This window comes from Amycolatopsis sp. NPDC098790, assembly GCF_044759945.1.
GTDB lineage: Bacteria > Actinomycetota > Actinomycetes > Mycobacteriales > Pseudonocardiaceae > Amycolatopsis.
On the sequence record NZ_JBIWAI010000003.1, the window covers coordinates 887,809 to 899,846 of the forward strand.

General features: G+C 71.0%; 13 protein-coding genes and 1 rRNA gene. 11 read left to right on the forward strand and 3 right to left on the reverse strand.

All coding sequences use genetic code 11. The features are described from left to right. Window positions 1–40: 40 nt before the first annotated feature. Genes argC through argH form a run of 8 tightly spaced genes read left to right on the forward strand, consistent with a single transcriptional unit; the run spans window position 41 to window position 7,497 of the window. The gene (gene argC, locus ACIQWX_RS29375) at window positions 41–1,069 is read left to right on the forward strand and encodes an N-acetyl-gamma-glutamyl-phosphate reductase (RefSeq protein WP_400877552.1); all 1,029 of its coding nucleotides are present in this window, start codon (window positions 41–43) and stop codon (window positions 1,067–1,069) included. Further along, a complete protein-coding gene (gene argJ, locus ACIQWX_RS29380) occupies window positions 1,066–2,226 on the forward strand; it encodes a bifunctional glutamate N-acetyltransferase/amino-acid acetyltransferase ArgJ (protein ID WP_400877553.1) in 1,161 nt (386 codons plus the stop codon). Before argC ends, argJ begins: the two co-directional genes overlap by 4 nt. Then, the gene (gene argB / locus ACIQWX_RS29385) at window positions 2,223–3,140 is read left to right on the forward strand and encodes an acetylglutamate kinase (protein ID WP_086681022.1); all 918 of its coding nucleotides are present in this window, start codon (window positions 2,223–2,225) and stop codon (window positions 3,138–3,140) included. Before argJ ends, argB begins: the two co-directional genes overlap by 4 nt. Beyond that, a complete protein-coding gene (locus ACIQWX_RS29390) occupies window positions 3,137–4,339 on the forward strand; it encodes an acetylornithine transaminase (protein ID WP_400877556.1) in 1,203 nt (400 codons plus the stop codon). Before argB ends, ACIQWX_RS29390 begins: the two co-directional genes overlap by 4 nt. Next, on the forward strand, window positions 4,339–5,265 hold the full coding sequence (gene argF / locus ACIQWX_RS29395) for an ornithine carbamoyltransferase (RefSeq protein WP_400877557.1): 927 nt from the start codon (window positions 4,339–4,341) through the stop codon (window positions 5,263–5,265). Before ACIQWX_RS29390 ends, argF begins: the two co-directional genes overlap by 1 nt. Continuing rightward, on the forward strand, window positions 5,262–5,762 hold the full coding sequence (locus ACIQWX_RS29400; RefSeq protein WP_103338651.1) for an arginine repressor: 501 nt from the start codon (window positions 5,262–5,264) through the stop codon (window positions 5,760–5,762). The genes argF and ACIQWX_RS29400 overlap by 4 nt, the downstream gene beginning before the upstream one ends. Beyond that, on the forward strand, window positions 5,759–6,085 hold the full coding sequence (locus tag ACIQWX_RS29405) for an argininosuccinate synthase (protein ID WP_400877558.1): 327 nt from the start codon (window positions 5,759–5,761) through the stop codon (window positions 6,083–6,085). The genes ACIQWX_RS29400 and ACIQWX_RS29405 overlap by 4 nt, the downstream gene beginning before the upstream one ends. Beyond that, window positions 6,082–7,497, forward strand: coding sequence for an argininosuccinate lyase (argH, locus tag ACIQWX_RS29410; protein ID WP_400877560.1), 1,416 nt, complete (start codon window positions 6,082–6,084; stop codon window positions 7,495–7,497). Before ACIQWX_RS29405 ends, argH begins: the two co-directional genes overlap by 4 nt. Here argH and ACIQWX_RS29415 read toward each other — a convergent pair. Genes ACIQWX_RS29415 through ACIQWX_RS29425 form a run of 3 tightly spaced genes read right to left on the reverse strand, consistent with a single transcriptional unit; the run spans window position 7,490 to window position 9,350 of the window. After that, window positions 7,490–8,140: a TetR/AcrR family transcriptional regulator gene (locus ACIQWX_RS29415; RefSeq protein ID WP_400877562.1), complete on the reverse strand. Its 651-nt coding sequence runs from the start codon at window positions 8,138–8,140 to the stop codon at window positions 7,490–7,492. The genes argH and ACIQWX_RS29415 overlap by 8 nt on opposite strands. After that, entirely contained in the window at window positions 8,140–8,808 is a 669-nt protein-coding gene (locus tag ACIQWX_RS29420; protein ID WP_400877564.1) for a DUF4166 domain-containing protein, read from the reverse strand. The genes ACIQWX_RS29415 and ACIQWX_RS29420 overlap by 1 nt, the downstream gene beginning before the upstream one ends. After that, a complete protein-coding gene (locus tag ACIQWX_RS29425; RefSeq protein ID WP_400877566.1) occupies window positions 8,805–9,350 on the reverse strand; it encodes a hypothetical protein in 546 nt (181 codons plus the stop codon). The genes ACIQWX_RS29420 and ACIQWX_RS29425 overlap by 4 nt, the downstream gene beginning before the upstream one ends. Window positions 9,351–9,453: 103 nt before the next feature. On the opposite strand from ACIQWX_RS29425, the gene ACIQWX_RS29430 reads away from it, so the two are divergent. The 3 genes from ACIQWX_RS29430 to ACIQWX_RS29440 form a co-directional block, all read left to right on the forward strand. Continuing rightward, window positions 9,454–10,092 carry a DNA-3-methyladenine glycosylase gene (locus ACIQWX_RS29430; protein ID WP_400877568.1) on the forward strand — a complete coding sequence of 213 codons (639 nt, stop codon included), beginning with the start codon at window positions 9,454–9,456 and terminating at the stop codon, window positions 10,090–10,092. A 32-nt stretch (window positions 10,093–10,124) separates the two neighbouring features. Next, entirely contained in the window at window positions 10,125–11,399 is a 1,275-nt protein-coding gene (gene tyrS / locus ACIQWX_RS29435; protein ID WP_400877570.1) for a tyrosine--tRNA ligase, read from the forward strand. A gap of 346 nt (window positions 11,400–11,745) precedes the next feature. Further along, window positions 11,746–12,038, forward strand: a 16S ribosomal RNA gene (locus ACIQWX_RS29440); the annotation flags it as partial.

Genomic DNA, 12,038 nt, shown 5'->3' on the forward strand with positions numbered 1-12,038 from the left:
GGGTTTGTTTAGACTTGCAAGGGCGTGCATAATCATGCGTATGACGGTGAACATCGCGGTGGCCGGAGCCAGCGGGTACGCGGGCGGCGAACTGCTGCGCCTGCTCCTGACCCATCCCGAGGTCGAGATCGGCACGCTCACGGCCGCCAGCAGCGCGGGCACGAAGCTCGGCGTCCACCAGCCCCACCTCGTCCCGCTCGCCGACCGGGTCCTCGCCGAGACGACGCCGGAGACCCTCGCCGGCCACGACGTCGTGTTCCTCGCGCTGCCCCACGGGCACTCGGCGGAGCTCGCGGCGCGGCTCGGCTCGGACGTCCTGGTCGTCGACCTGGGCGCCGACCACCGGCTGGCCGACTCCGCCGACTGGCAGCGCTGGTACGGCGGCGACCACGCCGGCCAGTGGCCCTACGGCCTGCCCGAGCTGCCCGGCGCCCGCGAAAAGCTCGTCGGTACCAAGCGCGTCGCCGTGCCCGGCTGCTTCCCGACCGGCGGCTCGCTCGCCTTGGCGCCCGCGTTCGCCGCCGGCCTGGTCGAGCCGGACGTCACGGTCGTCGCGGTCACCGGCACCTCCGGCGCCGGCAAGAGCCTCAAGCCGAACCTGCTCGGCTCCGAGGTGATGGGTTCGGCCAGCGCGTACGGCGTCGGCGGCGCGCACCGCCACACCCCCGAGTTCGCGCAGAACCTCTCGGCCGTCGCGGGGGAGCGGGTCACCGTGTCCTTCACGCCGGTCCTGGCGCCGATGCCCCGCGGCATCCTCACCACGGCGAGTGCCCCGCTGAAGGGCGACGTCGACGAGGCCGCTGCCCGCGCGGCCTACGAAAAGGCCTACGACGCCGAGCCGTTCGTCCAGCTGCTGCCCGCGGGCGCCTGGCCGACGACGTCGGCGACGCTCGGCTCGAACAACGTCCAGCTGCAGGTCACGGTCGACGCCGACGCGAAGCGCCTGGTCGTCGTCGCCGCGATCGACAACCTCACCAAGGGCACCGCCGGCGGTGCCGTCCAGTCGATGAACCTGGCCCTCGGCCTCCCCGAGACCACCGGCCTTTCCACCGTAGGAGTGGCACCGTGACCGTCACCGGCCCCCAGGGCTTCCGCGCCGCCGGCGTCGCCGCCGGGATCAAGGCCTCCGGCGCACTCGACTTCACGCTGGTCGTCAACGACGGCCCGCTCGACGTCGCGGCGGGCGTGTTCACGCGCAACGTCATCAAGGCCGCGCCGGTGCTGTGGTCGCAGGAGGTGCTCAAGCAGCAGCGGCTCAAGGCCGTCGTCCTCAACTCGGGCGGCGCGAACGCGGCCACCGGTCCCGGCGGCTTCCAGGACACCCACGCGACCGCCGAAAAGGTCGCGGAAGTCCTGCAGGCGGGCGCGATCGAGGTCGCCGTCTGCTCCACCGGCCTGATCGGCGAGCGGCTGCCCATGGACGCGATCCTGTCCGGAGTGGACACCGCCTTCAAGGCCCTCGACGCGAGCGCCGAAGCGAGCCTCAACGCGGCCACGGGCGTGATGACCACCGACACCAAGCCGAAGCAGGCCTTCGCGAAGCACGAAAGCGGCTGGAGCGTGGGCGGGTTCGCCAAGGGGGCGGGCATGCTCGCGCCGAACCTGGCCACCATGCTCTCGGTGCTGACCACCGACGCCGTGGTGGACAAGGAAACCCTCGACCGGGTCCTGCGCGCGGCCACCCACGTCACCTTCGACCGGCTTGACGTCGACGGCGGCACGTCCACCAACGACACCGTCCTGGTCCTGGCCTCCGGCGCGAGCGGTGCCGAGCCGACCGAGGCGGAGCTCACCGAGCTGCTCACCCAGGTCGGCCTCGACCTCGTCCTCCAATTGCGCGCGGACTCCGAAGGCGCGACGAAGGACGTCGACATCACCGTCCAGGGCGCGGAGTCCGAAACCGACGCGATCGCGGTCGCCCGCACCATCGCCGAGGACAACCTGGTCAAGACGGCGCTGTTCGGCTCCGACCCGAACTGGGGCCGGATCGCGATGGCGCTGGGCCGGGTGCCGGCCCGCATCGACCCGGAGACCGTGTCGATCGCGATCAACGGCGTCACCCTGTTCGCCCAGGGGATGCCGGCCGCGGACCGCTCCGAGGCCGACCTCACCGCACGGGCCATCGAGATCGTCGTCGACCTCGGCGTCGGCACCGAAGCGGCCACCATCTACACCACGGACCTTTCGCACGGTTACGTCGAAGAGAACAGCGCGTACTCCTCATGACCAAGGAGGCACTGATTTCCGCGGACGAACGACTCGCGACGGCGGCCGAGAAGGCCGGGGTGCTCATCGAGGCGCTGCCGTGGCTGCAGCGGTTCCACGGCGCCACGGTGGTGGTCAAGTACGGCGGCAACGCCATGATCGACGACGAGCTGAAGGCGGCCTTCGCCGAGGACATGGTGTTCCTCCGGCTGGCCGGCCTGCGCCCGGTCGTCGTGCACGGCGGCGGCCCGCAGATCACCGCCATGCTCAAGCGCCTCGGCGTCGAAGGCGAGTTCAAGGGCGGCCTGCGGGTCACCACGCCGGAGACCATGGACATCGTCCGGATGGTGCTCACCGGGCAGGTCAGCCGCGAGCTCGTCGGGCTGATCAACGCACACGGCCCGTACGCGGTCGGCATCTCCGGCGAGGACGCCCGGCTGTTCACCGCCGAGCGCAAACAGGCCACTGTGGACGGTGAGCAGGTCGACATCGGCCTGGTCGGCGAGGTCGCCGAGGTCAACCCGGACGCCGTGCTCGACATCGTCAACGCCGGGCGCATCCCGGTGGTGTCCACCGTCGCCCCGGACGTCGACGGCGTGGTGCACAACGTCAACGCCGACACCGCCGCGGGCGCGCTGGCGGCCGCGCTGGGCGCCGAAAAGCTCGTCGTGCTCACCGACGTCGAAGGCCTCTACGCCAACTGGCCCGACCGCTCGTCGCTGATCGACCGCATCCGCGTCGACCACCTCGAGCCGATGCTGCCCACCCTGGCCAGCGGCATGATCCCGAAGATGGAGGCGTGCGTGCGCGCCATCCGCGGCGGCGTGCGCCGGGCGCACGTCATCGACGGCCGTCTCGCCCACTCGGTGTTGCTGGAGGTCTTCACCTCACGCGGCATCGGCACCATGGTCTTCCCCGAAACGGAGCTCCCGTGACCGACCTCAAGTCCAATGTGGACGGCCAGACGCACTGGCAGTCCGCCCTCATGGACAACTACGGCACCCCGGCGCTGACCCTCGTGCGCGGCGAAGGCGCGAAGGTGTGGGACGCCGACGGCAAGGAGTACGTCGACCTGGTCGGCGGCATCGCCGTCAACGCGCTCGGTCACGCCCACCCGGCGATCGTCGAGGCCGTCACCACGCAGATCAAGCAGCTCGGCCACACCTCGAACCTCTACGTCAACCCGGTGGCGGTCGAGCTCGCCGAGGCGCTGCTCGACGTCGCCGGCCTCACCGGCGGCGGCAAGGTGCTGTTCGTCAACTCCGGTGCCGAGGCCAACGAAGCCGCGCTGAAGATCAGCCGGCTGACCGGGCGCACCAAGGTCGTCGCGGCCGAGGGCGCGTTCCACGGCCGGACCATGGGGTCGCTGACGCTGACCGGCCAGCCCGGCAAGCGCGACCCGTTCAAGCCGCTGGTGCCCGGGGTGGCGCACGTGCCGTTCGGGGACGTCGCGGCGCTGAAGGCGGCCGTCGACACCGAGACCGCGGCCGTCTTCCTGGAGCCGGTGCTCGGCGAAGCCGGCGTGATCCCGGCGCCGGACGGCTACCTGCAGGCCGCGCGCGAGATCACCAAGGCCACCGGCACGCTGCTGGTGCTCGACGAGGTGCAGACCGGCCTCGGCAGGCTCGGCACGTGGTTCGGCTACCAGCAGGCGGGCATCGTGCCGGACGTGATCACCCTGGCCAAGGGCCTCGGCGGCGGCCTGCCGCTGGGGGCCGTGATCGGCGTCGGCGCGGCGGGCGACCTGCTCAAGCCGGGCCAGCACGGGACGACCTTCGGCGGCAACCCGGTGTGCTGCGCGGCCGGTCTCGCCGTCATCAAGACGATCGCCGCGGACGGCCTGCTCGACCACGTCTCGACGCTGGGCAAGGACATCGCGGCGGGCGTCGAGGCGCTCGGCCACCCGCTCGTGGCCGGGGTGCGCGGGGCCGGCCTGCTGCTCGGCATCGCGCTGCGCAAGCCGGTCTCGGCCGCGGCCGCCAAGGCGGTCCAGGACGCCGGTTACCTGGTCAACCCGGTCGCCCCCGACACCATCCGGCTCGCGCCCCCGCTCGTGCTCGACGCCGAGCAGGCCGACGGCTTCCTCGCCGCCCTCCCGAACGCGCTCGACTCCACCACGAAGGACTCCGACTGATGCTCCGCCACTTCCTCCGCGACGACGACGTCAGTCCCGCCGAACAGAAGGCCATCCTCGACCTCGCCGACGCGCTCAAGGCCGACCCGCTCGGCACCAAGACGTTGGCCGGCAAGTCGATCACGGCGATCTTCGAGAAGAACTCGACGCGCACGCGCTTCTCGTTCGAGGTCGGCATCAGCCAGCTCGGCGGGCACCCGGTGATCGTCGACGGCCGCTCGATGCAGCTCGGCCGCGAAGAGACCATCGAGGACACTTCACGGGTGCTTTCCCGGTACGTCGACGGAATCGTGTGGCGCACCTTCGCGCAGAAGCGCATCGAGGCGATGGCGTCGGCGGCGTCGATCCCGGTCGTCAACGCGCTCACCGACGAGTTCCACCCGTGCCAGGTCCTCACCGACCTGATGACCATCCGCGAGCGCAAGGGCAAGCTCGACGGGCTCACCCTGGTCTACCTCGGCGACGGCGCCAACAACATGGCGCACTCGCTGCTGCTCGGCGGCGTCACGGCCGGGATGCACGTCCGGGTCGTCTCGCCGGTCGGCTTCCAGCCGGACCAGGGCGTGATGCTGGACGCGAAGAAGCGCGCGAACGAGACGGGCGGCACCGCGACCGTCTTCACCGACCCGTACGCGGCGGTCGACGGCGCGGACGTGCTCGTCACCGACACGTGGACGTCGATGGGGCAGGAGAACGACGGGCTCGACCGGGTCGGCCCGTTCCGCGCCCTGCAGGTCAACACCGAGCTGCTGAAGAAGGCCGCGGACGACGCGATCGTCCTGCACTGCCTGCCCGCGCACCGCGGCTGGGAGATCACCGACGAGGTGCTCGACGGCCCGGCCAGCGCGGTGTGGGACGAGGCGGAAAACCGGCTGCACGCCCAGAAGGCCCTGCTGGTCTGGCTCTTCGAAGAGAGCCGGCGATGACCAGCAGCCGGGTGGGCAGGCAGGCGCGGATCACCGAGCTGGTGTCCACCATGACCATCCGCAGCCAGACCGAGCTGGCCAAGCTGCTGGCCGCCGAGGGCATCGAGGTCACGCAGGCGACGCTGTCGCGCGACCTCGACGAGCTCGGCGCGGTCAAGCTGCGCGGTCCGGACTCGGGCGCGCCGGTCTACGTCATCCCCGAGGACGGCAGCCCGGTCCGCGGGGTGCAGGGTGGCACGTCCCGGCTCTCCCGGCTGCTGGCGGAATTGATGGTCTCGGCCGACTCGTCGGGCAACCTGATGGTGCTGCGGACGCCGCCGGGCGCAGCGCAGTTCCTGGCCAGCGCGATCGACCGGGCCGCGCTGGAGGAGGTCGTCGGCTCGATCGCGGGGGACGACACCGTCGCCGTGATCGCCCGCGAACCGTTGACGGGCAAGGAACTGGCCGAACGCTTCGCCGCTCTCGCCCAGCGATCGGCGGACGAAGGATCGCCATGACGGCGCTCGCCGACATCTTCCCGGCCGAGGGCGAGTTCCTCGCGCCGGACGAGGTCGTGGTCACCTTCGACCGCGGGGTCCCGGTGGCGATCGACGGTGAGACCGTGTCCATCGCCGAAGCGCGCCGGATACTGAGCGCGCGCGGCGAAGCGCAGAGAATCGGCCGCGGTGAAGCGTGCGCGGCACTCGAACGGCGGGCCGGCCGCGGATGCGCCAGGCTGACCGGCGCCGTGTCGGGCGAAGTCCGCCTGGTCCTGTACGACGGCCGCGTGACGGCCGAAGACCTGAATCCGACGTACTACGAGGAGAAGCGAGAACAGTGAGCGGGAACGAGCAGCCGGTGCAGCTCTGGGGCGGCCGGTTCGCCAGCGGTCCGGCGGAGGCCATGGCCGCGCTGAGCGCGTCGACGCACTTCGACTGGCGCCTGGCGCCCTACGACATCGCCGGGTCCCGCGCGCACGCCCGCGTGCTGAACAAGGCGGGCCTGCTCACCGAGGACGAGCTCGCCGGCATGCTGGCCGCGCTGGACACGCTCGCGCAGGACGTCGCCGCGGGGGTGTTCACCCCGACGATCGCCGACGAGGACGTGCACACCGCGCTCGAACGCGGCCTGCTCGAGCGGGCCGGCACCGAGCTGGGCGGCAAGCTGCGTGCCGGCCGGTCGCGCAACGACCAGGTCGCCACGCTGTTCCGGATGTGGCTGCGGGACGCCGCCCGCCGGGTCGTCGCCGGCACGCTCGACGTCGTCGACGCGCTGGTGTCGCAGGCCAAGCGGCACCCGGACGCGATCCTGCCCGGCCGCACCCACCTGCAGCACGCCCAGCCGGTGCTGCTCGCGCACCACCTGATGGCCCACGGCCAGGCCCTGCTGCGCGACGTTTCGCGGCTGCAGGACTGGGACGCGCGCACGGCCGAGTCGCCGTACGGCTCGGGCGCGCTCGCCGGCTCGTCGCTGGGGCTGGACCCGGAGGCCGTCGCCGAGGAGCTGGGTTTCGCGACCAGCGTCGAGAACTCCATCGACGGCACCGCTTCGCGGGACTTCGTCGCCGAGTTCGCCTTCGCCGTCGCGATGCTCTCGGTGAACCTGTCCCGGATCGCCGAAGAGGTGATCATCTGGAACACCGCCGAGTTCGGCTACGTGACGCTGGACGACGCCTGGGCGACCGGCAGCTCGATCATGCCGCAGAAGAAGAACCCGGACGTCGCCGAGCTGACCCGCGGCAAGGCGGGCCGGCTGATCGGCAACCTCACCGGCCTGCTGGCCACGCTCAAGGCGCAGCCGCTGGCCTACAACCGCGACCTGCAGGAGGACAAGGAGCCGGTGTTCGACTCCGTCGAGCAGCTCGAGCTCCTGTTCCCGGCGATCGCCGGCATGCTCGCCACGCTGACGTTCCACACCGACCGGCTCGCCGAGCTGGCCCCGGCGGGGTTCACGCTCGCCACCGACATCGCGGAGTGGCTGGTGCGCCAGGGCGTCCCGTTCCGCGTCGCGCACGAGGCGGCGGGCGAAAGCGTCCGCGTGGCCGAGGCCCGCGGTGCCGGCCTGGACGAGCTGACCGACGAGGAGTTCGAGAAGATCAACCCCGCGCTCACCCCCGAGGTGCGGGCGGTGCTCACCGTCGAAGGCTCGGTGAAGTCCCGCAACGCCCGCGGCGGCACGGCGCCCGAGCGCGTCGCCGAACAGCGCGCACGGCTGGAGGAGCGCGTCACCGCCGCGCGTCAGTGGCTCAACTGAGGGATTTGCGGAGCTTGGCCCGGACGGCCCGCGTGGCCACCGGGCCGAGCCCGTCCAGGACGTCGACGAGCACGGCCAGCTGCTCGAGTGCGGCGATGGCCTGCTCGGCGCCGTCGGGGTCGACGGTCTCGAAGAGCGACAGCCCGAGGAACCCCGACGACACGGCGTGCGCCAGCCCGGCGGGGTCCGCCAGGTCGGCCAGCGGCGACCCGGCGAGCACGCGCTCCAGCGCCGTCCGGACCTCGGTGATCCACTTTTCCAGGCCTTCGCGGGTCGCCTGGGAGAGCCGTTCGCTGCCCTGCGCCCCGGCCAGCGTCTGGGCCAGCACGGCGAGGTTGCCCTCCGCGCGCTCGGCGACCCGGATTTCGCGGCCGAGCTCCAGCAGGTCGCCGACCGAGTTCACCGCGGCGAAGCGCTCGCGGTAGAGCGAGACGCGGGCTTCGGTCGCGAGGAGGCACGCCTGCGCGATGAGCTCTTCGACGCTGCCGAAGTGGTAGAAGATCAGCGCCTGGTTCGCGCCGGCCGCGGTGGCGACCGACCGGGCCGAGACCGCGGTGATGCCCTGGTGCCGGATGATCTCGAGCACGCCGTCCACGAGCTTCTGCTTCGTGTCCCGCGAGCTGGAGTTCCGGCCGGTGCCCATCAGTCCATGACCCTCTCACGGAGTGGCTTCACCGCGCCGCTCACCCCGCCGCCGACGTCGACGAACCGCGCGTCGAAGGCACCTTCGTAGCCGAACACGGGCCCGAAGCGCGGGTTGACCACCGCGACCTCGATCCGGAACTGCCCGCTCGCCTCGTCGAACCACTCTTCGACCCGGGCGGAGCCCGTGATGGCCCGCGGCAGACCGGCGCGGATCGGTCCTTCCTGCAGCCGGAACTCGCCGGTGCGGATCCGGAAGCCGCCGTCCGGCCGGGCCGACACCGCGAGGTCGACCGCCAGGTGCTGGTGCGTTCCCAGGTAGTCGACGAGCCCGCGCCCGGGGCTGAACACCATCTGCGCGTCGAAGCGCCTTCGCCGTCTCGGGAACTCGAAGGTGCGCACGAAGGACACGGTTTCGCGGCCGTGCCGGTCCACGTACGGGTAGTTCTCGATGGTGAACGGCACGTTCCGGCCGCAGTCGGGGAACAGGATGTGCCGCGTCGACCCGAGCCACAGGAACGGCAGCGTGAAGCCGGGGCCGCGCCAGATCCGGTCCATCACGCCGTGGCCGATCATGCCGTGGCCGGTCGAGAGGGCGAGGCGTTCCCGCATGCGTGGGTGCAGGAACGCGAAGTCCGCGCCGAGCGCGCGCTCGAAGACGCCGGTCACCGCGCCGCCACCTCGTCACGGGGGCGGGTCCGGCCGCAACGGGCGGCCGAGGGCGCGGTCAAGAGCTGTTCTTCCGGAGGTGTCCCGGTCTCGAGCCACAGCCGCAGCCGGTCGAACGACCAGGCCGTCATCCAGCCGAACAGCGGGCGGAACACCCGGTCGGCCAGCTGCCCGGAGCGGCCCCAGCGGGTGCCGTAGTCGAAGCCGGTGACGAACCGGACGCCGTCGCCGACCGGCGTGTAGCGCCAGAACCCCGCGCCGGCGCTGATCAGCGACAGCGGGTCGGCGGAGGCGAACCGCAGCACCGAGGTGCGCGAGCCGTCCGGCCAGGTGCGCGACGCCGCGCTCACCCCGACACCGGTGACCGTGACCCCGAGGAACCGCGAGGCGTAGCGGAAGTGGCCGTCGTGGCCGGCGAGCGGGCTGATGTCGGCGAAGCGCAGGTCCCAGCGCCGGTGCAGGCCGGGGTCTTGGGTGTGCCGCCACAGCGTGTCCAGGTCCGTGCGGATCAGCGTCTCGACGTAGAGCGCCTTCGGTCGCATCTCTCGGCTCCCCTCAGAGTTTGAGCGACTGCTCAAAACGACTGTAGAGAAGTTTGAGCGATCGCTCAAGTACTAGGGTGGCCGGGACCCGAGGGAGGTTCGCTTGAGCGGCGACGCAGGCCGGTTGTTCACCCGCGACGAGCTGGCGCTGGACCCGGTCGACCTGGCCCACCTGCTGCTCGGCGCCGTCCTGGAGGCCGACGGTCCCGACGGCACGGTCGGCGTCCGGCTCGTAGAGGTCGAGGCCTACCGCGGCGAGGACGATCCGGCGTCGCACTGCTACCGCGGCCGGACCCCGCGCAACGCCGTCATGTGGGGGCCGGCGGGTCACTTGTACGTGTACTTCGTCTACGGGATGCACTTCTGCGCGAACGTCGTCGGCACCCACGAGGGCATGCCCGGAGCGGTGCTGCTCCGAGCGGGCGAGGTCGTCGAAGGCCTCGACGTCGTCCGCAAGCGGCGGCCGTCCGCGCGGGGGACCGGCGAGCTGGCGAAGGGCCCGGCCATCCTGACGTCGGTGCTGCGCATCGACCGCGCGCAGAACGGCGTCGACCTGACCGACCCGGCCTCGCCGGTCCGGCTGCGCGTCGGCGAGCGCGTCCCGGCCGAGCGGATCCGCGTCGGGCCCCGCGTCGGCGTCGCGATGGCCATGGACACGCCGTGGCGGTTCTGGGACGGCGGATCGGCGGCCGTGTCCACCTACCGCCGCGGCGGGAAGCGCCGGGTCCGACCCGCCAGTTAGTCGGTTGACCTGGTGCGGGAGGATCTACAGGCGTGAGCGAACACATCCTCGACGAGCTGACCTGGCGCGGCCTCATCGCGCAGTCCACCGACATCGACGCCCTCCGGCGCGAGCTCGACCAGGGTCCCGTGACGCTCTATTGCGGGTTCGACCCGACCGCGCCCAGCCTGCACGCCGGCAACCTCGTCCCGCTGCTCATGCTCAAGCGCTTCCAGCGCGCGGGGCACCGGCCGATCGTGCTGGCCGGCGGCGCGACCGGGATGATCGGCGACCCGCGGGACACCGGTGAGCGCACGCTGAACACGCTCGACGTCGTCGCCGACTGGGCCGGGCGCATCCGCGGCCAGCTCGAACGGTTCGTCGACTTCGACGACTCGCCGACCGGCGCGATCGTCGAGAACAACCTCAACTGGACCGGGCAGCAGACCGCCCTGGAGTTCCTGCGCGACGTCGGGAAGCACTTCTCGATCAACGTCATGCTCAACCGGGAGACGGTGAAGCGCCGGCTCGAGGGCGACGGCATGTCCTACACCGAGTTCAGCTACCTGCTGCTGCAGTCGCAGGACTACCTGCAGCTGCACCGCAAGTACGGCTGCAAGCTGCAGGTCGGCGGGTCCGACCAGTGGGGCAACCTCGTCGGCGGGGTCGACCTGATCCGCCGGACCGACGGCGCGGGCGCGCACGCGCTGACCGCACCGCTGGTCACCGACGCCGAGGGCCGCAAGTTCGGCAAGTCCACCGGCGGCGGGAACCTCTGGCTCGACCCGGAGATGACCTCGCCGTACGCCTGGTACCAGTACTTCGTGAACGTGGGCGACGCCGACGTCATCCGCTACCTGCGGATGTTCTCCTTCCTGAGCCAGGAGGAGATCGCTTCGCTGGCGGAGGACACCTCGGAGCGCCCTCACCTGCGTGCCGCGCAGAAGCGGCTGGCGGAGGAGTTCACGAACCTCGTCCACGGCGAGGAGCAGACCCGGCAGGTGATCAACGCCAGCCAGGCGCTGTTCGGCCGCGGCGAGCTCGCCGACCTGGACGAACGCACCCTGGACGCGGCGATGGCCGAGGTGCCGAACGGCAAGGTCGACCCGTCCGGGGACGCGACGATCGTCGACCTGCTGCTCGCCGGGGGACTGGTGGACAGCAAGGGCGCGGCGCGCCGCACGCTCAAGGAGGGCGGCGCGTACGTCAACAACGTGAAGATCGCGGACGAGGAGTGGAAGCCGGCGCCGGGCGACGCCCTGCACGGCAAGTGGCTCGTCGTCCGCAAGGGCAAGCGGAACGTCGCCGGCGTCGCGCTCGGCGGCTGACCGGCCTCCGGCGGCCCGAAACAGGGGCTTGACCTGCGGGAACGCGGTTAAGGTACCCCCCTGTTTCGGGCCCTCTGGCGGGGTGTAAAGTTCTCCAAGTCGCCAGGGAAACCGGGTGGCCGCCGGGACACGAACCAAGCTCTCGCCTGAGGCGATTGAGTGGGTGTCCCACACAAACTGCTAGGAATGACTCGCTTCGAGTAAGGCCGCTTGACGGCGGTGCGACTCGAGGTGTGTTGCTTGAGAACTCAACAGTGTGCTAGTGAACTAAGCCAGTAGAGCTTATGTATTGAACCTCGTATGAGGTTCCTTTGAGAGCATTAAATTGCCTCGATTAAACTGTTCATTGTTGGAGAGTTTGATCCTGGCTCAGGACGAACGCTGGCGGCGTGCTTAACACATGCAAGTCGAACGCTGAACCACTTTCGGGTGGGGATGAGTGGCGAACGGGTGAGTAACACGTGGGTAATCTGCCCTGCACTCTGGGATAAGCCTTGGAAACGAGGTCTAATACCGGATATCACCTCCCTTCGCATGGAGGGTGGTTGAAAGTTCTGGCGGTGCAGGATGAACCCGCGGCCTATCAGCTTGTTGGTGGGGTAGTGGCCTACCAAGGCGACGACGGGTAGCCGGCCTGAG

What these genes read in the sequence shown, in the direction of transcription:
- argC (WP_400877552.1), top strand. Translation starts at nt 41, where the DNA reads ATGACGGTGAACATCGCGGTGGCCGGAGCCAGCGGGTACGCGGGCGGC.
- argB (WP_086681022.1), top strand. Translation starts at nt 2,223, where the DNA reads ATGACCAAGGAGGCACTGATTTCCGCGGACGAACGACTCGCGACGGCG.
- argF (WP_400877557.1), top strand. Translation starts at nt 4,339, where the DNA reads ATGCTCCGCCACTTCCTCCGCGACGACGACGTCAGTCCCGCCGAACAG.
- ACIQWX_RS29400 (WP_103338651.1), top strand. Translation starts at nt 5,262, where the DNA reads ATGACCAGCAGCCGGGTGGGCAGGCAGGCGCGGATCACCGAGCTGGTG.
- ACIQWX_RS29405 (WP_400877558.1), top strand. Translation starts at nt 5,759, where the DNA reads ATGACGGCGCTCGCCGACATCTTCCCGGCCGAGGGCGAGTTCCTCGCG.
- ACIQWX_RS29415 (WP_400877562.1), bottom strand. Translation starts at nt 8,140, where the DNA reads ATGGGCACCGGCCGGAACTCCAGCTCGCGGGACACGAAGCAGAAGCTC.
- ACIQWX_RS29425 (WP_400877566.1), bottom strand. Translation starts at nt 9,350, where the DNA reads ATGCGACCGAAGGCGCTCTACGTCGAGACGCTGATCCGCACGGACCTG.